This window comes from Amycolatopsis sp. NPDC045836, from assembly GCF_056431745.1.
Genome location: NZ_JBWKKF010000020.1, coordinates 1 through 20477, shown reverse-complemented (window position 1 = coordinate 20477; position 20477 = coordinate 1). Strand labels below are relative to the sequence as shown.

At 65.8% G+C, this 20477-nt stretch carries 19 protein-coding genes and 1 tRNA gene; 6 read left to right on the top strand and 14 right to left on the bottom strand.

Going from position 1 to position 20477, the window contains the following annotated elements; all coding sequences use genetic code 11:
- Nucleotides 1–8: 8 nt before the first annotated feature.
- From AC07EG_RS31555 to polA, 4 genes are all read right to left on the bottom strand, one after another.
- The gene (locus tag AC07EG_RS31555; RefSeq protein WP_478256876.1) at nt 9–608 is read right to left on the bottom strand and encodes a Rossmann-fold NAD(P)-binding domain-containing protein; all 600 of its coding nucleotides are present in this window, start codon (nt 606–608) and stop codon (nt 9–11) included.
- A gap of 72 nt (nt 609–680) precedes the next feature.
- Nucleotides 681–1130, bottom strand: a complete 450-nt coding sequence (locus AC07EG_RS31550) for a VOC family protein (RefSeq protein ID WP_478256875.1) — start codon at nt 1128–1130, stop codon at nt 681–683.
- Nucleotides 1131–1164: 34 nt separating this feature from the next.
- Complete coding sequence (locus AC07EG_RS31545; protein WP_478256874.1) at nt 1165–1641, bottom strand: helix-turn-helix domain-containing protein; 477 nt, start codon at nt 1639–1641, stop codon at nt 1165–1167.
- A gap of 466 nt (nt 1642–2107) precedes the next feature.
- On the bottom strand, nt 2108–4822 hold the full coding sequence (polA, locus tag AC07EG_RS31540) for a DNA polymerase I (RefSeq protein WP_478256873.1): 2715 nt from the start codon (nt 4820–4822) through the stop codon (nt 2108–2110).
- Between the two features lie 45 nt (nt 4823–4867).
- Between polA and AC07EG_RS31535 the strand changes: the two genes are divergently transcribed.
- Nucleotides 4868–5305 (top strand): PaaI family thioesterase, encoded by a 438-nt coding sequence (locus tag AC07EG_RS31535; protein WP_478256872.1) that lies wholly within the window; start codon nt 4868–4870, stop codon nt 5303–5305.
- Between the two features lie 63 nt (nt 5306–5368).
- Here the strand turns inward: AC07EG_RS31535 and AC07EG_RS31530 are convergent, their stop codons facing one another.
- The 6 genes from AC07EG_RS31530 to AC07EG_RS31505 form a co-directional block, all read right to left on the bottom strand.
- A complete protein-coding gene (locus tag AC07EG_RS31530) occupies nt 5369–6082 on the bottom strand; it encodes an ABC transporter ATP-binding protein (RefSeq protein ID WP_478256871.1) in 714 nt (237 codons plus the stop codon).
- On the bottom strand, nt 6069–7022 hold the full coding sequence (locus tag AC07EG_RS31525) for an ABC transporter ATP-binding protein (protein WP_478256870.1): 954 nt from the start codon (nt 7020–7022) through the stop codon (nt 6069–6071). The genes AC07EG_RS31530 and AC07EG_RS31525 overlap by 14 nt, the downstream gene beginning before the upstream one ends.
- Nucleotides 7022–8146 carry a branched-chain amino acid ABC transporter permease gene (locus AC07EG_RS31520; protein WP_478256869.1) on the bottom strand — a complete coding sequence of 375 codons (1125 nt, stop codon included), beginning with the start codon at nt 8144–8146 and terminating at the stop codon, nt 7022–7024. The genes AC07EG_RS31525 and AC07EG_RS31520 overlap by 1 nt, the downstream gene beginning before the upstream one ends.
- Nucleotides 8143–9150 carry a branched-chain amino acid ABC transporter permease gene (locus AC07EG_RS31515; RefSeq protein WP_478256975.1) on the bottom strand — a complete coding sequence of 336 codons (1008 nt, stop codon included), beginning with the start codon at nt 9148–9150 and terminating at the stop codon, nt 8143–8145. The genes AC07EG_RS31520 and AC07EG_RS31515 overlap by 4 nt, the downstream gene beginning before the upstream one ends.
- A 106-nt stretch (nt 9151–9256) precedes the next feature.
- Entirely contained in the window at nt 9257–10438 is a 1182-nt protein-coding gene (locus AC07EG_RS31510) for a branched-chain amino acid ABC transporter substrate-binding protein (RefSeq protein ID WP_478256868.1), read from the bottom strand.
- A gap of 263 nt (nt 10439–10701) precedes the next feature.
- Entirely contained in the window at nt 10702–11313 is a 612-nt protein-coding gene (locus tag AC07EG_RS31505; RefSeq protein ID WP_478256867.1) for an ANTAR domain-containing response regulator, read from the bottom strand.
- Between the two features lie 190 nt (nt 11314–11503).
- Between AC07EG_RS31505 and AC07EG_RS31500 the strand changes: the two genes are divergently transcribed.
- The 5 genes from AC07EG_RS31500 to AC07EG_RS31480 all read left to right on the top strand — a co-directional run bounded on the left by AC07EG_RS31500 (nt 11504) and on the right by AC07EG_RS31480 (nt 15268).
- Nucleotides 11504–11580 (top strand) — tRNA-Leu (locus AC07EG_RS31500).
- Between the two features lie 146 nt (nt 11581–11726).
- On the top strand, nt 11727–12947 hold the full coding sequence (locus tag AC07EG_RS31495) for a tyrosine-type recombinase/integrase (protein WP_478256866.1): 1221 nt from the start codon (nt 11727–11729) through the stop codon (nt 12945–12947).
- Nucleotides 12947–14035, top strand: a complete 1089-nt coding sequence (locus tag AC07EG_RS31490; RefSeq protein ID WP_478256865.1) for a GmrSD restriction endonuclease domain-containing protein — start codon at nt 12947–12949, stop codon at nt 14033–14035. Before AC07EG_RS31495 ends, AC07EG_RS31490 begins: the two co-directional genes overlap by 1 nt.
- Before the next feature lies 1 nt (nt 14036).
- A complete protein-coding gene (locus AC07EG_RS31485; protein ID WP_478256864.1) occupies nt 14037–14726 on the top strand; it encodes an MAE_28990/MAE_18760 family HEPN-like nuclease in 690 nt (229 codons plus the stop codon).
- Nucleotides 14720–15268, top strand: coding sequence for an NUDIX domain-containing protein (locus tag AC07EG_RS31480; protein ID WP_478256974.1), 549 nt, complete (start codon nt 14720–14722; stop codon nt 15266–15268). The genes AC07EG_RS31485 and AC07EG_RS31480 overlap by 7 nt, the downstream gene beginning before the upstream one ends.
- A gap of 260 nt (nt 15269–15528) precedes the next feature.
- Here AC07EG_RS31480 and AC07EG_RS31475 read toward each other — a convergent pair whose 3' ends face one another.
- The 4 genes from AC07EG_RS31475 to AC07EG_RS31460 form a co-directional block, all read right to left on the bottom strand.
- Complete coding sequence (locus tag AC07EG_RS31475) at nt 15529–16266, bottom strand: hypothetical protein (RefSeq protein WP_478256863.1); 738 nt, start codon at nt 16264–16266, stop codon at nt 15529–15531.
- Nucleotides 16267–16268: 2 nt separating this feature from the next.
- A complete protein-coding gene (locus tag AC07EG_RS31470) occupies nt 16269–18293 on the bottom strand; it encodes a hypothetical protein (RefSeq protein WP_478256862.1) in 2025 nt (674 codons plus the stop codon).
- The gene (locus tag AC07EG_RS31465; RefSeq protein WP_478256861.1) at nt 18290–19198 is read right to left on the bottom strand and encodes a hypothetical protein; all 909 of its coding nucleotides are present in this window, start codon (nt 19196–19198) and stop codon (nt 18290–18292) included. Before AC07EG_RS31465 ends, AC07EG_RS31470 begins: the two co-directional genes overlap by 4 nt.
- A 73-nt stretch (nt 19199–19271) precedes the next feature.
- Entirely contained in the window at nt 19272–19937 is a 666-nt protein-coding gene (locus tag AC07EG_RS31460) for a Crp/Fnr family transcriptional regulator (protein WP_478256860.1), read from the bottom strand.
- Between the last annotated feature and the right edge of the window lie 540 nt (nt 19938–20477).

The window sequence follows — 20477 nt, the reverse complement described above, 5'->3', positions numbered from 1 at the left end:
AAGCCGGGTCAGCGCACGTACGGGCGGTTGTGCCCGATCTGGTGCACCAGCGAGGGCTTGTCCTCCAGCGCCCGGCCGACGGCTTCGAGCACGCCGGCGGCGATCTCCGCGTGGTTGAGCGGCCTGCCGGTCTGCTCCGAGATCGCGCCGAGGCGCACCTGCTGGGTGGGGTGGGCGGCGAGCACCGACTCCGGCTCCCCCGCCCGGACCGACGCGGCCTCCCGCACCTCCACCACCGGCGCTTCGGGGCGCAGCAAGGGCTCCACCACCCCCATCACCGCGCGGCGGTATGAGTCGTGCACCCAGGCCACCAGCAGGTCCGCCGGCCCGCCGAGCGCCTCCTCCGCCTTCTTCGCCAGTTCGCGTGGCCGTTCCCACTGCGCTTCGACCCAGATGGCCCGGCCCAGCGTCGCCGTGCCGCCCTGCGGGCGGTGCCCGCGCCCGCCCATCGACAACCGGGCGGCGACGCCCGGTTCGGGTGGACGGCGGCCGACCGGGCTGTAGCGCCTGCTCGGCAGGACCACCAGCCAGCCGTCCGCGGTGAGGGCTTCGGCGACGCCGGCCAGCATGCCGGTGCCACCAAGGATGAGCGCCTTCCTCAGCACCATGGCAGCCACGCTACTCGGGTGCGGCCGACCTCGCCGTCCGGCGAAAGGCTTGTCCGGTTGGGCCGAACGCGCTCAACCGTCCACACAGCGCCCCCACCCCTGCCCCGGGTCGAACTCGCGCCGCTCGGTGAGGCTGAACCAGTTCCCGGAATCGTCGCGGAACACACACTCCACTCCGTACGGTCGGTCAGCCGGTTCCTGGAGGAAATCGACCCCGCGCGCGGACAGCGCTTCGAAGGTGGCGCGGCAGTCCTCGGTTTCGAACACACCCATGCCCAGCACGCCCTTGGCGATCAGCTCGCGCAACTGCTTCTCGGTGTCCGGGTCGTGTTGCGGCGGGCCGGGTTCCATCAGGGTGAACTCGAGCCCCGGCTGCCCCGGCAGGCCGACGGTCAGCCACCGGAAGCGCCCGTCCATGCGCACGTCCTGGCGCACCTCGAAGCCGAGCTTGGTGGTGTAGAACTCCTTGGCCGAGTCGTAGTCGAGGACGTAGAGGCCGGCGTGCGACAGGTTCCTGATCATTTTCCGCTCCCGTTCTTCCAGCGCTGCGGCGACGCTATCCCGCCGTGCCGCCGCCGGGCTTATCCGGAAGTGATGACCTTTCCGCGAACGGTGCCGGCCTGTTCCACATCAGCACGTAGCAGCCGGGGATCGGCGGCGCCCCGCGGGTGCCTTCGCGGTACGCCGTCGGGCTCAGGCCGGTGATCTCGGTGAAGCGGCGGCTGAACGTGCCGAGGCTGGAGTAGCCCACCAGCAGGCACACCTCGGTGACCGTCAGGTTGGCCGAGCGGAGCAGGTCCTTGGCGCGCTCGATCCGCCGCCGGGCCAGGTAGGCCCCGGGCGTCTCCCCGAACGCGGCGGCGAAGGAGCGGATGAAGTGCTCGCGGGACCAGCCCGCCACCCCGGCGAGTTGGCCGGTGTCAACCGGCTCGGCGTAGTGCACGTCGATCCAGTCCTTGGCCCGCCGCAAATGAGCCAACGCCTCAACCCCGGCCACGCCCTGCCCCTCCTTCGCCTCCGCACGAGGTCGCACCACAGGTGAGCCAACGCCTCCGAACCAGCTCCCCCACTCCACCCCCACGCGAGGTCACGCCGACAACTGAAGTGGACACCGATCCACCCCCAGGCCCGGAGCGATACCCACCCCAACCACCAACTCCAAAGCGACCCCACCACCCCACCCAAAGCGGAGCCAACACCTCCAAACCAACTCCCCCACTCCACCCCACGCGAGGTCACGCCGGTGACTGAGGTGGGCGCCGATTCGGCCCCCCAGGGCCGGAGCGGTACCCACCCCAACCACCGACTCCAAAGCGACCCCACCACCCCACCCAAAGCGGAGCCAACACCTCCAAACCAACTCCCCACTGCACCCCACGCGAGGTCGCGCCGGTGACTGAGGTGGGCGCCGATTCGGCCCCCCAGGGCCGGAGCGGTGCCCACCTCAGTCACCGGCTCAAAAGCGACCTCGCCGCCCCGCCGAAGGCGGGGCAAAAAATTCAGTGCGCGGCTTCGTTCCAAGAGCGGCCGTAACCAACAGAGACCTCCAGCGGCACGGCGAGTTTGTACGCCGCCCCCATCTCCTTGCGCACCAGGGCTTCCAGCTCGTCGTGTTCGCCTTCGGCGACTTCGAGCACCAGTTCGTCGTGCACCTGGAGCAGTACCCGGCTGCGCAGCTTCGCCTCGGTCAGGCCGCGGTGCACGTTGAGCATGGCGACCTTGATGATGTCGGCCGCGCTGCCCTGGATCGGGGCGTTGAGCGCCATCCGCTCGGCCATCTCGCGGCGCTGGCGGTTGTCGCTGTTGAGGTCGGGCAGGTAGCGGCGGCGGCCGAAGATCGTTTCGGTGTAGCCGACCTTGCTCGCCTCGGTCACCACCGACTGCAGGTAGTCGCGCACCCCGCCGAAGCCGGCGAAGTAGTCGTCCATCAGCCCGCGCGCCTCTTCGGTGGAGATGCGCAGCTGCGCGGACAGGCCGTAGGCCGACAACCCGTAGGCCAGCCCGTAGTTCATCGCCTTGATCTTGGCCCGCTGCGCCCCGGTCACCTCACCGGGCTCCACCCCGAACACCTTCGCCGCGGTGGCGGCGTGGAAGTCGAACCCGGACTGGAAGGACTCGATCAGCGCCGCGTCCTCGGACAGGTGCGCCATGATCCGCATCTCGATCTGGCTGTAGTCCGCGGTCATCAGATCGGTGTAGCCCTCGCCGACCACGAAGGCGTCGCGGATGCGGCGGCCCTCCTCGGTGCGGATCGGGATGTTCTGCAGGTTCGGCTCGGTGGAGGAGAGCCTGCCGGTGGCCGCGACGGTCTGGTACAGCGTGGTGTGGATGCGGCGGTCGTCGGCGATGGCCTTGATCAGCCCTTCGACGGTGGTGCGCAGCCGGGTGGCGTCGCGGTGTTCGAGCAGGTGCTGCAGGAACGGGTGCTCGGTCTTCTCGAACAGCGTCTGCAGCGCGTCCGCGTCGGTGGTGTAGCCGGTTTTGGTGCGCTTGGTCTTCGGCATCTGCAACTCGTCGAACAGCACCACCTGCAGCTGCTTCGGCGAGCCGAGGTTGATCTGCTTGCCGATCACCTCGTAGGCGGCGTCGGCGGCCTGGTGCACCCGGCTCGCGTAGTGCGCCTCCAGCTCGGTGAGCTGCTCGACGTCGACCGCGATGCCCGCCGCCTCCAGCTCGTTGATCACCTCGAACAGCGGCAGCTCGATCTCGTCGAGCAGCTTGGTGCCGCCCATCTTGGCCAGTTCTTCGTGCAGCGCACCCGCCAGTTCGGCGATCGCGCGCGCCCGCACCAGCTCGGCCTGCACGATCTTGGCGTCGGCGCCCTCGGCCCCGTCGAGCAGGGAGAGCTGGCCGTCGCCCTCACCGGACTCCGACCGCAGCTCACGGCTGAGGTAGCGCAGGGTCAGGTCGTCCAGCTCGAACGAGCGCTGGCCGGGGCGGACCAGGTAGGCGGCCAGTTCGGTGTCGGTGCGCAGGCCGTCCAGCCGCCAGCCGCGGCCGAGCAGCGCGTGCACGGCCACCTTCAGCGCGTGCCCGGTCTTGCCCGCCTTCTCGTCGGCGAGCCAGGCCACCAGCGCCTTCTCGTCGGCTTCGTCCAGGGTGGACAGATCGAGGTAGGCACCGGCGCCGTCCTCGGCGGCGAAGGCGATGGACAGCGCGTCGGCGGCGACCGAAGCCCCGGTGGTGCGGAAGGACAGGCCGGTCACGGTGCCCGCCGCCGCGTGCTCGGCCAGCCAGCCGGCGATCTGCCCCGGCTCCAGCGCGGCCCCGGCGGCCTCGAAGCCTTCGTCGGCCTCCGGTTCGGCGCTGGACAGGGTGGCGAAGAGCCGGTCGCGCAGCACGCGGAACTCCAGCTCGTCGAACAGCCGGTGCACCGCGTCGCGGTCCCACGGCTTGAGCTCCAGCTCGGGCGGGGTGGTCTCCAGCGGCACCTCGCGCACCAGCTCGGTGAGCTGGCGGTTCAGCGCGACCGAGCTGAGGTGGGCGCGCAGCGCGTCCCCCGCCTTGCCCTTGACCTCGTCCACCCGGTCGATCAGCTCGTTCAGCGAGCCGAACTGCTGGATCCACTTGGTCGCGGTCTTCTCCCCCACGCCGGGGATGCCGGGCAGGTTGTCCGAGGGGTCGCCGCGCAGCGCGGCGAAGTCCGGGTACTGCGCCGGGGTGAGCCCGTACTTGTCCGCCACCGCCGCCGGGTCGAACCGGACCAGGTCGGACACGCCCTTGCGCGGGTAGAGCACGGTGACCCCGTCGCTGACCAGTTGCAGCGCGTCGCGGTCGCCGGTGCAGATGAGCACCTGGTAACCCAGCGCCTCCGACTGCGTGGTCAGCGTGGCGATGATGTCGTCGGCCTCGTAGTTCTCCTTGGTCAGGATCGGGATGCCGAGCACCCCGAGCACGTCCTTGACCAGCGCCACCTGCCCCTTGAAGTCGTCGGGGGTGGCCGAGCGGCCCGCCTTGTACTCGGCGTACGCCTCCGAGCGGAAGGTCTGGCGCGAGAGGTCGAACGCCACCGCGAGGTGGGTCGGCTGCTCGTCGCGCAGCAGGTTGATCAGCATCGAGGTGAACCCGAACACCGCGTTGGTGACCTGGCCGGTGGTGGTGCGGAACCGGTCGGCGGGTACCGCGAAGAAGGCGCGGTACGCCATCGAGTGCCCGTCGATGAGCAGCAGGCGGGGTGTGTCGTTCGCAACTTGGGTGTTCTCGGCTGGGCTCACGGGAGCGAGTCTAGGGTGATACCCCGACACTCCAAGGAGGCACGGGTGCCCGAGCAGGCCGCGGTGGACATCGCCGAGCTCTACCAGATCGACCCCCGCTGGGCCGATCAGCAGCTCAACGACAAGGTCGGCATGAAGCTGCTGGAAATCTCGCCGGAACGGGTGGTCGGCACCATCCCGGTGGCGGGCAACCTCCAGCCGTACGGCCTGCTGCACGGCGGCGCCAACGCGGTGCTGGCCGAGGCGCTCGGCTCGGTGTCGGCCGCGGTGAACGCCGGCCCGGAACGGGCGGCGGTCGGCCTGGAGCTGAACTGCACGCACCACCGCGGGGTGCGCGAGGGCCTGGTCACCGGCGTGGCGGTGCCGCTGCACGTCGGGCGGACCACGATCACCGTGGAGATCGTGCTCACCGACGAGTCCGGCCGCCGGACCTGCACCGCCCGGCTGACCTGCGCGGTCCGGGACCGTCCCCCGGGTTCCTGACCCCCGGACGCACGAAGTGGGGCACCCCGCGAGAGGGGTGCCCCACTTCGTGGTGTGCGCGGCTCAGCCGACGCCCAGGTAGGCCTCCTTGACCGACGGGTCGGCCAGCAGTTCCTGCCCGGTGCCGGACTTGGTGATCCGCCCGGTCTCCAGCACGTACGCCCGGTGCGCGCGCGACAGCGCCTGCTGGGCGTTCTGCTCGACCAGCAGCACCGTGGTGCCCTGCTTGTTGATCTCGGTGATGATCCGGAAGATCTGCTGGATGAACTGCGGGGCCAGGCCCATCGACGGCTCGTCCAGCAGCAGCAGCTTCGGCTTGGCCATCAGCGCGCGCCCGATCGCGAGCATCTGCTGCTCGCCACCGGACATCGTGCCGCCGGTCTGCGTCCGCCGCTCCGCCAGCCGCGGGAACAGCTCGAACACCCGGTCCAGGTCCGGCTGCAGGTTCTTCCGGTCCTTGCGGGCGTAGGCGCCCATGTCCAGGTTCTCCATCACCGTCATGCCGGGGAAGATGCCCCGGCCCTCCGGCGCCTGCGAGATGCCCCTGACCACCCGGAGGTCGGCCCGCAGCTTGCTGATGTCCTCACCGGCGAAGGAGATCGACCCGGCCGAGAGCGGCCGGATCCCGGAGATCGCGCGCATGGTGGTGGACTTGCCCGCGCCGTTCGCGCCGATCAGGGTGACGATCTCCCCCTCGGCCACGGTCAGCGTCAGCTCCGACACCGCCTTGATCCGTCCGTAGTGGACGGACACGCCGGAGAGCTCAAGCAACGTCATCGTCTGGCACCCCCAGATACGCCGCGATCACCGCGGGGTTGTCCCTGATCTCGGCGGGGCTGCCGTCCGCGATCTTCTTGCCGAACTCCAGCACCACGATCCGGTCGGTGACGCCCATGACCAGCTTCATGTCGTGCTCGATGAGCAGCACGGTGTAGCCGTCGTCGCGGATCTTCTTGATCAACCCCATGAGCTCTTCCTTCTCCTGGGGGTTGAACCCGGCGGCGGGCTCGTCGAGGCACAGCAGCTTCGGCTCGGTGGCCAGCGCCCTGGCGATCTCCAGGCGGCGCTGGTAGCCGTAGGGCAGGTTCCTCGCCTTGTCCGCGGCGCGGTCGGCGATGCCGACGAACTCCAGCAGCGCCATCGCCCGCTCCACCGCCGCCTTCTCCTCCTTGAAGTGGCGGGGCAGCCGCAGCAGCGCGCCGAGCACGCTGGTGCGGTGCCGGGCGTCGGTGCCCACGACCACGTTCTCCAGCGCGGTCATCTCGGTGAACAGCCGGATGTTCTGGAACGTCCTGGCGATGCCGAGCTGGGTGATGCCGTGCTTGGAGACCTTGCCCAGCGGCTTGTCCTCCAGCAGCACCTGGCCCGAAGTCGGCCGGTAGACCCCCGTCATCGCGTTGAAGCAGGTGGTCTTGCCCGCGCCGTTGGGCCCGATCAGGCCGAGGATCTCCCCGCGCTTGATGCTGAACGAGACGTTGTCCAGCGCGACCAGGCCGCCGAAGCGCACGGTCAGGTCCCGCATCTCGAGCAGGGTGTCACCGACGTCGACGGCGATCTCGCGGTCGGAGGCGACGACCTCGGCGACCTCCGCGTCGTGCGCGGCCCGCTCCTCGGCCGTCATGTGCTCCAGTTCGGCGACGATGCCGCCCTCGGCGACGACCTCCGGTCCGGTGTCGCCGTTGCGCGGGGCGTCGTGGGAGTGCTCCGGTGTGGTCATCAGCGCGCCCCTCCGTTCTTCTCGACCACCAGCGCGGTGTCGCTGGAGACCTGTTCGCCCTTGCCGAGCAGCCGCTGGTAGGCCAGTCTGCCGTAGGTCAGCAGGCGCTGGCGGGCGCCGAGCAGGCCCTGCGGGCGGAAGATCATCAGCACGATCAGCGCCAGGCCGAAGATCAGGAACTTGTACTCGGCGATCACCAGGAAGCGCAGCGGCACGTAGGCCACCACCACCGCGCCGAGGATGACGCCGACCTTGTTGCCCGATCCGCCGAGGATCACCGCGGCCAGGAACAGCATCGAGGTGACCACGTCGAACTTCTGGTTGTTCACGAAGCCGATCTGCCCGGCGTAGAGCGCGCCGGAGAGCCCGCCGATCGCCGCGCCGATGACGAACGCCCAGATCTTGAACTTGAAGGTGTTCACGCCCATGATCGACGCCGCGTCCTCGTCGTCGCGGATGGCGATCCAGGCGCGGCCGACGCGGCTGCGCTCCAGGTTCCCGACCAGGAACAACACCGCGATGATCACCGTGACGGTGAGCCAGTACCACGGGGTGCCGTCGGTGTTGTTGAACAACGCGGAGCCGTCGTCGTTGGTGCCGGGCGGGTGCCCGACCTGCTGGAAGCCGGACTGCCCGCGCAGCGGGTCGACGTTGTCGGCGACCAGGCGGACGATCTCCCCGAAGCCCAGCGTGACGATGGCCAGGTAGTCACCGCGTAGTCGCAGCGTCGGGGTGCCGAGGATGATGCCGAAGACCATGGTGATCACCATGGCCAGCGGGATCACCGCCAGGAACGGCAGCTTCTGCAGCGGTGAGTCCGGGCTGGTGAACAACGCCGCCACGTAGGCACCGATGGCGAAGAAGCCGATGTAGCCCAGGTCCAGCAGGCCGGCCTGGCCGACCACCACGTTCAGGCCGATGGCCACCAGCGCGTAGCGGGCGACCTCGAACATCGCGATCTGGAAGTCGAACCCGGGTTCGGTGGAGATGATCGGCGGGTTCAGCACCGGCAGCGCGTAGATCAGCACCACCACCGGGATCAGCACGAGCCACTGCTGCGGCCGGGACAGGTTGCTCCACCACTCGCCCAGCGAGCGGCGGCCTGCGGTGTTTGGCGTCGTCATACCCGTGCCTTCCCGAGAGACTCACCGAGGATGCCGGTGGGACGGAACATCAGGATCAGCACCAGCAGCACGAACGCGACCACGTCGCGCCACTCGCCGCCGAACAGGGATTGCCCGTAGTTCTCGGCGAGCCCGAGCAGCAGGCCGCCGAGCAGCGCGCCACGCAGGTTGCCGATGCCGCCGAGCACGGCGGCGGTGAACGCCTTGATCCCGAGCAGGAAGCCGCCCTGGTAGGACGCGCCCTGCGGATTCTTCATCATGTAGAGCAGGGCCGCGGCACCGGCGAGCAGGCCGCCGATGAGGAAGGTCAGCACGATGACCCGCTCCTTGTTCACGCCCATCAGCGTGGCGGTGTCCGGGTCCTGCGCGACCGCGCGGATGCCGCGGCCGAGGCGGCTGCGGTTCACGAACATGTCGATGCCGATCATCATCAGCACCGAGGCGAGCACGATGATGATGGTGATGTTGGTGACGCTGGCGTCACCGATGGCGAAGACCTCCTGCGGGCGCAGCAGCCGGATCGCCTGCTCGGCGTTGCCGCCGCGCCAGATGAACAGCAGCTGCTGGAGCACGAAGGAGGCGCCGATCGCGGTGATCAGGAAGACCAGCCGCGGCGCGCCCTTCTTCCGCAGCGGCCGGTAGGCCACTCTCTCCAGCGCCACCGCCGTGCCGCCGGATATCGCCATCGCGGCGACCAGTGCCAGCAGCAGGAAGCCGATCAGTTCCATGACCGGCAGGTCGGGGGTGGCGCCCGGGCGGAAGCCGAGGCCGTAGAAGACGAACCAGGTGGCGTAGGCGCCGTAGATGAACACTTCCGAATGCGCGAAGTTGATCAGCTTCAGCACCCCGTAGACCAGGGTGTAGCCGAGCGCCACCAGCGCGTAGATGCTGCCCTGGGAAAGCCCCTCGACGGTGCTGTTCCAGAACTGGTCACCGAGCGCCTCGAGGTCGAACTTGATCCAGCTGTCCTCTTGCGCGAGGAACAGCGGTAGTGCGTGGTTTATGGACACACTCGTTCTCCATGTGGTTCCGGGGTGTGCCCGCGACGGGATCGAACCGTCGCGCGCACACCCCGGTTACAGAAATCGATTTGCCGAGAGCGGCTCGGTATTACTTGATCTCGGTGTTCCGGACGATCTTCCCGTTCTCGACCTTGTAGGTCCACACGGTGGTGGCGGCCAGCTCACCGGTCGGGTCCCACTTGAACTTCTTGGTCAGGCCCTGGCCGTCGTAGTTCTTGACGTAGTCGAGCAGCCCGGCGCGGTCGGTCTTGCCGGAGTCGATCCCCTTGAGCAGGATCGTGGCCAGGTCGTAGCCCTCGGGCGAGTAGGTGGCCGGGTCCTTGCCGGAGAGCGCCTTGTACGCGCTGCTGAACTCGGTGAACTGGTCCGCGGGCACGCACGGGCAGGTGAAGTACGCGTTGGCGGCGGCGTCACCGGCGCCCTTGACGAACTCGTCGTCCTTCACGCCGTCCGGCGCGACGAACTTGGCGGTCACCCCGGCGTCGGCGAGCTGCTGCGCGAACGGGGCGGCCTCGCGGTAGTAACCGGCGTAGAAGACGGCCTGCGGGTTGGCGCCCTTGACCGCGTTCACCGTGGCGGCGAAGTCGATCTGCTTGGACTTGACCTTCTCGTTGCAGGCGACCTTGCTGCCCAGCGCGCCCTTGATCGCGCCGGCCAGGCCGATGCCGTACTCGGAGTCGTCCTCGACGACGCAGACCTTCTCGGCCTTCAGCTCGTTGGTGATGAAGGTCGCGGCGGCCGGGCCCTGGGTGTTGTCGTTGCCGAGGCCGCGGAAGAAGGTCTTCCAGCCGTTCTGGGACAGGCCGGGGCCGGTGGCCGACGGGGTGATCGAGACCAGGCCCGCGTCGTTGAAGATGTTGCCGGCGGCCTTCGACTCACCGGAGAAGGGCAGGCCGACCACGCCGAGGATCTGCGGCGTGTTCACCATCTGGGTGACGATGCCGGGCGCCTTGTCGGGCGTGCCCTCGGTCTCGAACTCCTTGAGCTCGACCTTGCAGCCGGGGTTCGCCTCGTTGTGGCGGTTCACCGCCACCTTGACGCCGTTGAGGATGTTCTGGCCCAGCGCGGCGTTCTCGCCGTTGATGGTTCCGGCGTACGCGATCGCGGTGCCGGGAGCGCAGGTGGCCTTGCCGTCGCCCTTGGGGTCGGCCGCGTCGGCGGCCTGGGCGGGAGCGCTGGCTTGCGGAGCCGTGGGGGTGTCCCCGTTGCTCCCGCTGTCCGTACGCGCCGAACACGCGCCCAGGGCCAGCGATGCGGTCGCTGCCAGCACCAAAACCCGCGTGAGTCGTGCTCTTGACACTCGTTCCTCCAAATGCCGACGAACGACCGGAAGGGTCACTCGTCCCTGGACCTGACTGGGCGCTGAACCTAGTCGCCCCTCGCCGCGTTGCACAGCGTCACGAAGCTGGTTGTTTCCACATCGTGACGGTGGTCACCGGTGTTAACGGAGGCTTTATACCCGATCATCCGAGTGCAACGATCGACTGGTAACCACAAGTGACAATTCGCCCAGTCATTCCGGGCGAAACGGGCTCAGCCGATCCCCCGAACGACGGCTTCCGCAACCGCCTTCATGGTGGTCCGGCGGTCCATCGCGGTCCGCTGGATCCAGCGGAAGGCATCCGGTTCGGACAATCCCTGTTCACTCATCAGGAGGCCCTTGGCCCGATCGATCACCTTGCGTGTCTCCAGGCGGTCGGTCAGCCCGGCCACCTCGGACTCCAGCGCCTGCAGTTCGGCGAACCGGCTGACCGCCAGTTCGATGGCGGGCACCAGGTCGCGCTTGGCGAACGGTTTGACCAGGTAGGCCATGGTGCCGGCGTCGCGGGCGCGCTCGACCAGGTCGCGCTGGCTGAAGGCGGTCAGGATGACCACCGGCGCCACGCGGTCCCCGGTGATCTTGGAGGCCGCCTCGATGCCGTCCAGCTTGGGCATCTTCACGTCGAGGATGACCAGGTCGGGCTTGAGTTCGGAGGCGAGCTTGATGGCCTCCTCACCGTCGCCGGCCTGGCCGACTACCTCGTAGCCCTCTTCGCGGAGCATCTCGACCAGGTCGAGGCGGATCAATGCCTCGTCCTCGGCGACGAGCACTCGACGCTGTGGGGCGGCGGCGACGCCGTTGGCCTCGGCAGCCGGTTCGGTCACCGGTGTCCTCCTGCGAGCTCGAAGGGGTGGTCGGGCGCGGCGTGCCGCGGGAGTCCGAGCCTACCGGGAGCGGAACCGATTGAGAGATGGCGTTCACCACGTGTGCGACCTGGTCACCCGGGCCCGGCATGTGCGGGCCCACACCCTGTTGGGGCCCCGGCCACCCCATCCCGTAGAGTCTGGCGGCGCCGCCCCCGTAGCCCAATCGGCAGAGGCAGCGGACTCAAAATCCGTCCAGTGTGCGTTCGAGTCGCACCGGGGGCACCACGCCTGACCAGGCGTTACAACTGAAGACTGATCGACGTTGTTGATCATTGGGTGCGGCCGTGGGTGCGAGTACACTCACGGCTATGAGGCGTGCTGTGGAGGGCCGCTCACGAGGGCGGATCGAGGAACGCGGGAGCAGCCTGCGCGTGGTCGTCTACGCCGGCACCGACCCGGTCACCGGCAAGCGCTCCTACCTGCGAGAGAAGGTCGACGGCACCGACAGAGCAGCTCAGAAACGCGCCGAGAAGGTTCTGAACCGCCTGCTCACCCAAGCCGAGGAGCAGCGGGCGCCCAGTTCATCAGTCACCTTGTCCTACGCGTTGGACGAGTGGATGCACCTCACGGAGATGCAGGACAGCACCCGCAAGACCTACGAGGGCTACATAGCGCGGACCATCAAACCGGCGCTCGGCGAGGAACCGGCCAAGAAAATCAACGCTCGCGCTCTCGAAAGCTTCTACAACGAACTCCGCCGCTGCCGCACACGGTGTGATGGCAAGCCGTTCATCGAGAAGCACAAGTCTGATGAGCCGGACCACGACTGCCAGGCCGCGGAATGCCGGGCGCACAAGTGCCGCCCCATGGCCGCGTCCACAGTGCGTCAGATTCACGCCATCCTGAGCGGCACGTTCGGCGCCGCGAAGCGCTGGGGCTGGCTCAACGAGAACCCCGCTCTCATCGCCCGTCGTCCCAAGCAGAAGGCTCCGGAGCCGGACCCACCCACCGCCGCCGAGGCAGCCCGCCTGGTCGAAGCCGCCTTCAAGATGGACGCCGACTGGGGCACCCTCGTCTGGCTCGCCATGACCACCGGCGTCCGACGCGGAGAGTTGGTCGGCCTGCGCTTCTCCCGCGTAGACCTCGACGCCGAGGTCATCGACCTGCGATACAACTGGGTCGGAGGCAAGGAGAAGGACATCAAGACCCACCAGAACCGCCGCATTGCCCTGGACTCCGAGACCGTCACCCTGCTCCGAGAGCACCGGAAGCGCGTCGAACAGCGCCTTCAGGAGCTGGGCGCCAAGTTCCACGAAGACCTGTTCGTCTTCTCCGGCAGCAAGACGCCGGACCACTCCGAGCCCTACTCCCCCAACGCCGTCACGCAGCGATACAAGGACATGGCCACCCGCCTCGGCATCAAGACCCACCTACACGCGTTACGCCACTTCAGCGCCACGGAGCTATTGTCCGCTGGAATCGACCTGCAAACCGTCGCAGGCCGCCTCGGCCACGGTGGCGGCGGCGCAACTACACTGCGCGTCTATGCAGCCTGGGTTGCCGCCTCCGATCGCAAGGCCGCCGAGATTCTGGCAACCAGAATGCCTAAAGTCGACCGACCACCCAAACTGGACAAGCAGGAGAAGGATTAGTGGGAGACTTACAAGACCAGATCGCAGAACGAGCGAAAGAGATCGTCACCGATGGCTACTCCATGTCCATCGGCGAAGTAATCTCCATGCACCGCGATGGCGACATCGAAATCCATCCGGAGTTTCAGCGGATCTTCCGCTGGGAAGACACTCAGAAGTCGCGACTTATCGAATCAATTCTTCTTCGCATACCAATTCCGCCGATTTTTGTGTCTCAGCGACAAGATGGGGTATGGGATGTAATCGACGGAGTTCAGAGACTCTCAACAATCCTTGAATTCACAGGTAACTATATCGACGAAAACGGCAAGATATCTCCACCTTCGGTCCTCAACAAGACAGAGTATCTACCAGCACTTGCCGGGTACTCGTGGAACACCGGCAAGAAACAGTTCGATGAAGTTCTTCAACGCGACTTCAAAAGATCTAAACTCGAATTTAGGATTGTCGCGAAGCAATCCGACGAGAATGCCAAGTACGACCTATTCCAAAGACTGAACTCCGGAACCCACCTCTCACCTCAAGAGGCAAGAAATTGCCTCCTTGTGATGCTTAATCGGAAGATGTTCAACACCATCGTTGAACTCGCAGCAGTTGAAGCCTTCGGCAACACCGTTCTCCTTTCGAAAAATAAGGAGTCAGAAGCCTACCGCCAGGAACTAGTACTCCGCTTCTTCTTGCATGCCCACTTTACAGGCGACCGGACGGAACTTCGCCAGGAATTCGGCGAGTTTCTTACGGAATGGATGCGTGGAATCGCGCAAAAGAAGCAGGATCGAAGCATCAGCGTGCAGAAGTTCAGGAAAGTTTTTAAGCTGCTCGACTTGGCCCTAGGCGATGACACCTTCCGCCGGTTCGACGGAGGCAAGCATCACGGACCATTTTCAATTTCTGGCTTTGAATTTGTCACGGCAGGAGTCGTTGCCAACTACGATTTTTGGAAAGACAACCCTGAAGGCCTCCGGGAGAAGATTCGCGGCATTTGGTCTTACCATTACTTTCAAGATAACTCAGGAACTGGAGTTAGTCCACGACGCCGCCTGCCTCGCCTAATCAACGAGGCACGCGAATACTTCTCAGGTCATTAAATTGGCAACAAAAACACTAAGCCAGCTAGAGGATACGCTGGACGAAAACTTCACCTGGAGACGAACCGAAATCCTAGCACTTCAAGGGGAAATTAAACGACACAATGCCAACTCGCCACACGCCCCACTAACGCGCGCACTCATCAGGTCAGGCGTTGCCCTGCTTTACGCCCATTGGGAAGGGTTTGTCAAAGAGTCCTGCGAGGCATACCTTGGATTCGTGGCGGTGCGCAAGCTCAAATATCATGAACTTGCCGACGATTTTGTCATAACTTCGATACACTCGCACCTCAAGCGACTCGAATCCGGTGATGCGCAAGCGCGCGAGTTCCTTATCGAACTCATAACCAAGCCAGAAACAGCGCGCGCCTGGATACCTCGAAAGAATGTCATCAACGCCAGATCAAATCTTCGATATGACACCCTGGTGGAAATATTCAGCAAAGTTGGACTACCTCAAGACGCGTTCATAACACGAAAGCAAATGATCGATAGATCATTATGCGATTCAAGGAATGAAATAGCCCACGGCAGATTACTATATCCAGATGGGGAGTCTTTTAAGGAGTTATCTACCAAGGTGCTGGAGATGCTCCAGCAGATTAAGGACACGATCCTCTTACATGCCCGAGAAGCCCAGTACCGACGACAGGTAGTTAAAGAGTCTGCGACACAGAGTGGGGCATCGTGAAAGAACACGGATCGTGGGAGACGTTCGGTGAGCGGTTGGTGTACGACAACCGGTGGGTGAAGGTCGGGTTGACCGACGTTCAGGCGCCCAACGGGGAGCGCTGGGAGTACCACGTGGTGCACCTCGCGCGCATCGCCATCGCGCTGATCGTAAACGAGCGGGACGAGGCGCTGATGCTGTGGCGCTACCGGTTCGCCACGAAGCAGTGGGGGTATGAACTGCTCGGCGGCATGGTGGACGACGGCGAGGAGGCCGCCTTCACCGCCGCCCGTGAGGCGGCCGAGGAGAGCGGCTGGCGCCCGGTCGGCAAGCCGGAGCACCTGGTGAGCTTCGAGCCGCTGCCTGGCCAGGTGACCGCGCCGATGGACGTGTATCTGTGGCGCGAGGCCGAGCACATCGGCGACCCGACCGACACCGAGGAAGCTGGGCGCGTCGAGTGGGTGCCGCTCTCGCGCGTGAACGAGCTAGCCCAGCGGCAAGAGCTGCTCGGCTCCGGGACGCTGGTGTCCCTGCTGTACTACCTCAACTCACGCCCGGCGTGAGGCGGTTGGCAGTACGAGACGCTCCAGCCTGCGGCGCAGCCGTGTGGAGCGAAGCTGGGAGATGAGCTGCCGAGCCTGCCGCGCGTGGGTCTCGGCACCTTCCCGGTCCCCCGCTGCTCCGTACGCAAGCGCGAGGCTCGCCGATCACTTCACGGACACCGCCTACACCGGGAGCATGTTGATCTACCCGCATCGGCAGCCATTCCGGCGAGATTCAGCGCGGCAGGGCTTGAGCAGCGAAACGGCAGTTTCAATTACCCTTATTCGTTCGGCGACTTCTTACTGAATTGAGAACGCAAGGCATCTGCATCCTTTTGCTTGTCCAAGTGGTCGAGAATTTGTGCCATTTGCTCGTGGATTTCATACCGTGCATGCGGAGCAAGGTCGGGGACCAGTGCGTCGAAAGCGGCGACGAGCGCCTCCACTGGCGGCGGAAGGTTGGCGCCAGCGACGATATTCACCGTATATTTTAGATCTTCGATGACCGACTTTAGCTTAGTGACGTCGTGATTGTGGTGTCGTAGCCACCACAATGTCGCCGAAGCCGTGTTTGCGAAGACGGTGTTTTTCAGGTAGGCGAGTTCGATGCTTTCGACTTCGTGCTCAGCGGAGGCGACTTCTCGCTGCCGGAGATGTTGCGCGTGTTGTTGTGCCATTCCGAGTTGGTCCGGAGCAACGGTGACGACGACATCTTCCGCCCAGACACGGACCGGAGGATTCTCGGACGGCATGCTGGGTTCCGTCAGGTTCGCGGCAAGCTGGGTCCCGGCGAGTTTCGCGTGGATAGGCGAGTAGCCGCTCAGCAGCCCGGCGGCACGGGCGGCGACCTCCTCACAAGCCTTCTCTTGCCAGGCGGGCGATGCGTTCCAGACCACCGTGCAGCACACCTCGAAGTCGAAGCCGTGCAGTTCACTGGGAACCGGGCTCATAAACGGTGCGCGCCGGTCGGGCTCGTCCTGCGCGAGCCCGACCGGTGTCGTGCGTCGGCGCCATCGCATGCTCAGGCGCCCTCCTGCCGGATGGGCTGTGCGGTGAACGGATTCCTGGCCAGGAGTTCCTCCGCTAGGGCTTGGTGCACGACGAGGCGGGGGTCTGCGTGGTCATGCTCTTGCCAGTAACGGGGAACGAACCCGAGCCATTGGTCGGCGGCCATGCGGACGGCGCCGATCCGCGCGACCGGCGTGTCCGAGGTGGCCGCGGCCTCAGCGAGGACGCCTAACAGGAAAACTTGCTGGTTTGAGCCGACTGCCAGGTCTAGCCAGGACACGATCGCTTCGTGGACGAGCGCGTGGTCCTCCACCGCCAGCAATGCCTGCCATACTCGGGCCAGGGCCGACCGGTGGACGCTGATGAACTCGTCGGCGTCTGCGGAGAGCAGTTCGCGCAGGATTCGTACCGCGACGGCTCGTTGCCGTTGTTTGCCGCTGCGCAGCCATTCGTCGAGTTTCGTCAGTGCTTGCGGGAACGCGCCGTTGTTGCGGACCAAGTCGAGCGCCGCTGCGACGACCTGATCGTTGACTTGCCGCTCGTGGTGTAGGGCCAGGTTGCCCAATCGGGTGAGAGCCTTGTCGGTGTGCTTGCGGCCGAACTCGGACCGGCACACCGCGAGCACGAGCTCGACGAGTGCGAGAGAGAGGTCAGATTTGCTGGCCCACCGGTTCAGCTGGCGGTGCACCACCGTGGCGGTGCGGTCGTCGAGCGTCGCGGCGGTGATCAAGTCAGCGGCCATTCGAGCGTGCACTGCCTTGCCGGAGCCCACCCAGGTTTCCGCCACCTCGGTGATGGACTTGACAGCATTCTGGGACGCGCAGAGGTCGAAGAAGCGGTTCACCATGCCGGCGGTGGCGTCGCCATCCAGGCGGGGACGCTGCCCGAGCCCGAGCTTTGTCACCCAATCCACCAGCTTGTCGCGCAGTTCCGGATACCCGCGCCAGACGTGCCGGAGTACCGAACGGTCGTAGTCGAGGCGGTCGAACCCTGCCCGGTCGTCGGCGAAGCAGACATGCTCGAGATCGGTCAGTCGACCGGCGAAGCCACGACCCTCCAGCAGTCTTCCCGTGGGGGGCGTGTACCCGGCGATAGTGAGTAGCTCGCGTTCTGCCCAGTATTGGATTTCGGTCGAACAGCCACCGAGCAGGGCGACAGTGAGCAGCAGGCTGCGTCGGTTCCAATCCTCCACATTGTCGTAGGCGGTGATCAGTTCGGTGGTCCAGTTGCCGTATGCGAGAACCGCCCTCTTCGCCACGATGCTGAACGCGGTGCCCTCGTCCACGAGCTGGTGTTCGCGCACGATCAACTCGGCCAGCCACGCCGCGTCGGCGGGACGGGCCGACGCGAGCGCCTCAACGATCTGGGGTTCGGACACGACCTGTGCGGGAACCGCAGTCGTCCGAAGGTGGGCACGCAACACGTTTTCGGCGGCCGGCTCAGTGATCAGTTTGGTCCGGCCCTGGTAGAGGGCCTGCAGTCCAGACGGCGGCGGTTCGGGCAGGAGCACCACAAGATACGCTTCCGCAGCTGCGACCGTACCCAGGAAACTCCTGATCTGCTTCTCGGCGTTGTTGAATACGTCGCTGTCGGTCTTGGTCAGGTCTAGCAGGATGTGGGCTTTCGGCGTGACGCGGCGTAGATCGAGCTGGGTCTCTTCGTCGAACTCGATGACGTTGATCGTTGGTGTTTCGTCGCCAGAGACGGCTCCGAGAGCGCCAACGCCGGCCGTCCAGCGTCCGCTGCGCGGTCGCCCGTGGAGGAAGACGACTTTGTCGTTGTGCAACGATTTCACGATTTCGGTGAACGTATCTGGTTCGGCGAAGCGGTCTTTGAGCCAGACAAGGTGGCCTGGGTCGATCTCGTCCCGGACGATCAGGTTTCGGTACCCGCTGCTGGTACCGAAGAGGAACATGTCACCCGACTTCCGCACATCGACGGATATGCCGCCGGTGACGTAGCCACCCACGGTTACGTTGCCGTCGCCGATGACCGAGGCGCTGCCGCTGGGGATCGTGAAGCTATCCATGGTGGTCATGAGTCCTTCTTCCCGTCCTTGCGAACGTTCTGCCGAATACCGCCGCGTACGCTGCCGCCGGTCACGATGTTCCCGTCGCCGACGGTGTGCTGGTGCGAGTGCCGGGATTTGTCAGTCCAGCGATACTGGTCGCGCGTTTGGACCGCCTTCCCGAATACGGTGCCGCTGATCGTGTTGGCCACCGCGCTCTCGGCTTCGGGAGCTTCATCCTGTGGAACGGGAGTGTCGGGGGTTGGCTCGTCCGGCGTGCCGATGCCCCGGGACAGCAGCTCACCCGAAGGCTTCGGCACGTGCAGGTAGGCGTCACCCACGTAGCTCTTAACCGACACTGGGACGCGGACGAACTCACCCGGTGCTTTCGCCGCGTACCCAGAGAGCACAACGTCCTCGTAAACGCGCGCCGATAGCACCGCTGCGACGAACGTGACCTCAGTATCGGAGCTTGCGAGCAGTTCGCGCACTGGTTCGCAGTCCAAGAGCCGGTGTGTCTCGACCATCGCCGCACCTGAGCCGTCCCCGAGACGGAATTTCCCTGAATCGGTCAGTGGGCCCACCGCGACGCTCACCCGCAGGCGCGTCGGCTCGCCGGGGTGGCCGAGGCGCATGCGATGGTGGTAGGCCAGTTCGTCCTGCAGGGCATCGAGGAACGGCCCGACGAGGATCGGCAGGCTTTCGGGGCGAAAGCCGACCACGAAGCCGTCGCCGCGCCCGGCAGGGAAGCGGCGGTCTGCCCAGACCTCGGTGTGGTCCGCCCGTTCGAACGCGCGTTCAAGGATGGTCGGGATCAGCTCGGTGAGCGCGTAATGGGCGGCAGGGGTGACGCCGCTGAAGTTCTTGATGTCCACCGACAGCACCGCGTGGTACGGCGGCAGCTCGTGGACGGGAGAGTGCGATTCGTCGGTCATGAGAAGCACTGTGGCCCGCTGACCTGCGGGGTGATGTCCACCAAAAGACGAACAGAAGTGATCTGCGTCACTCCTAGGTTGGGTATGCGTGGAGGCGAAGCTTGTCGAACCGTTCGACGGTCAGGGTGCGCTCCGCACTCAGCACACCTTCCTGGCGCAGTTGGGCGACTAGGCCGGCCACGAGACTGCGGGAAAGGCCGAGTACGTGCCCAAGCCTGGTCTGCGACAGCGGGATCACGCGAGGGTCGTGTCCCGGCTCGGCCAAGTCAACCAGTTGGATCATCAACCGCGCGATCCGTCGTAATGGGGGCAGGCTCAGCATGTCCACCGAGTCCTGGCCAGCCCGTTGTAGCTTGGCGGCCACGTACCGACCGACCTCGCGGTGGACGCCGTCGGCGATGAGCACGCGCTCAAAAGCGCCTGAAGGGACTGCGAAAGCCGTGCAGGTTTCCAGTGCGAAAACGTCCGCTGTGCGTACGCCGTCAACCTCGAAGGCCACCTCGCCGATCACGTCACCGCTGCCCCGCAGGGCGATGAGGCGATAGTTGCCGTCCTCGGTGTGGCACCCCACCTCGACCCGCCCCGACGTCAGCAGCAGAACCGAGGTCGCCGGGGCGCCGCGTACGAAGATGGGCTCGCCCTTGCTAAACGTGCGGGGAAAACCGAGCTTGCACAACATCGACCAGGTGCGCTCGGGGACGAGCGCGCGAAACCCGCGTTGTACACAATCGTCTGGCACGACAATTACGATAACCGGTCAGAGTCCGGCGGCCGAGCGAATCACCCGTTCAGCCGGATCCAGCGTATCGATGTAATCCACATCATCACCGAGCTTCGTGTTACTGACGGCATCCGTTCTACCCGGGCATATCGGCATGAGCCGATGGTGTAACGCCTGGCGCGATGGTGAGCAGAGAAGCGGCGTCGTGTACGCAGGGTGAAGGCGCGGAGGGCTCACCGGCAGGGACAAGAGCGGCTGCAGGGGAACCAACAGTTGCTCGGTCAACTCCAACGTTCGGTCGAGACGCTGGCCAGGTATTCCGCTGCGACCAAGGTCGCCAACGGCGCCCCTAAGTGGTCCTAACAAAATGATCAATGTGGTGGTGTTGGCCGTGTCCGTTGTGGATCATGTTCGGTCGTGAGCAGGGGTGGGTCACCGCCGTGGATCGTCTCGGACGATCTGTGGGAGCGGATCGAGCCGTTGTTGCCGGTGGTGCCGCGCAGGAACCGCAACGCCGGTCGTGGGCGTGTGCCGGACCGGCTCTGTCTGCAGGGCATC

Excerpts from the sequence above, each read along its gene's own strand:
- AC07EG_RS31555 (WP_478256876.1), bottom strand. The coding sequence starts at position 608 with ATGGTGCTGAGGAAGGCGCTCATCCTTGGTGGCACCGGCATGCTGGCC.
- AC07EG_RS31550 (WP_478256875.1), bottom strand. The coding sequence starts at position 1,130 with ATGATCAGGAACCTGTCGCACGCCGGCCTCTACGTCCTCGACTACGAC.
- AC07EG_RS31530 (WP_478256871.1), bottom strand. The coding sequence starts at position 6,082 with ATGACGTTGCTTGAGCTCTCCGGCGTGTCCGTCCACTACGGACGGATC.
- AC07EG_RS31525 (WP_478256870.1), bottom strand. The coding sequence starts at position 7,022 with ATGACCACACCGGAGCACTCCCACGACGCCCCGCGCAACGGCGACACC.
- AC07EG_RS31520 (WP_478256869.1), bottom strand. The coding sequence starts at position 8,146 with ATGACGACGCCAAACACCGCAGGCCGCCGCTCGCTGGGCGAGTGGTGG.
- AC07EG_RS31475 (WP_478256863.1), bottom strand. The coding sequence starts at position 16,266 with ATGCGATGGCGCCGACGCACGACACCGGTCGGGCTCGCGCAGGACGAG.
- AC07EG_RS31470 (WP_478256862.1), bottom strand. The coding sequence starts at position 18,293 with ATGACCACCATGGATAGCTTCACGATCCCCAGCGGCAGCGCCTCGGTC.
- AC07EG_RS31465 (WP_478256861.1), bottom strand. The coding sequence starts at position 19,198 with ATGACCGACGAATCGCACTCTCCCGTCCACGAGCTGCCGCCGTACCAC.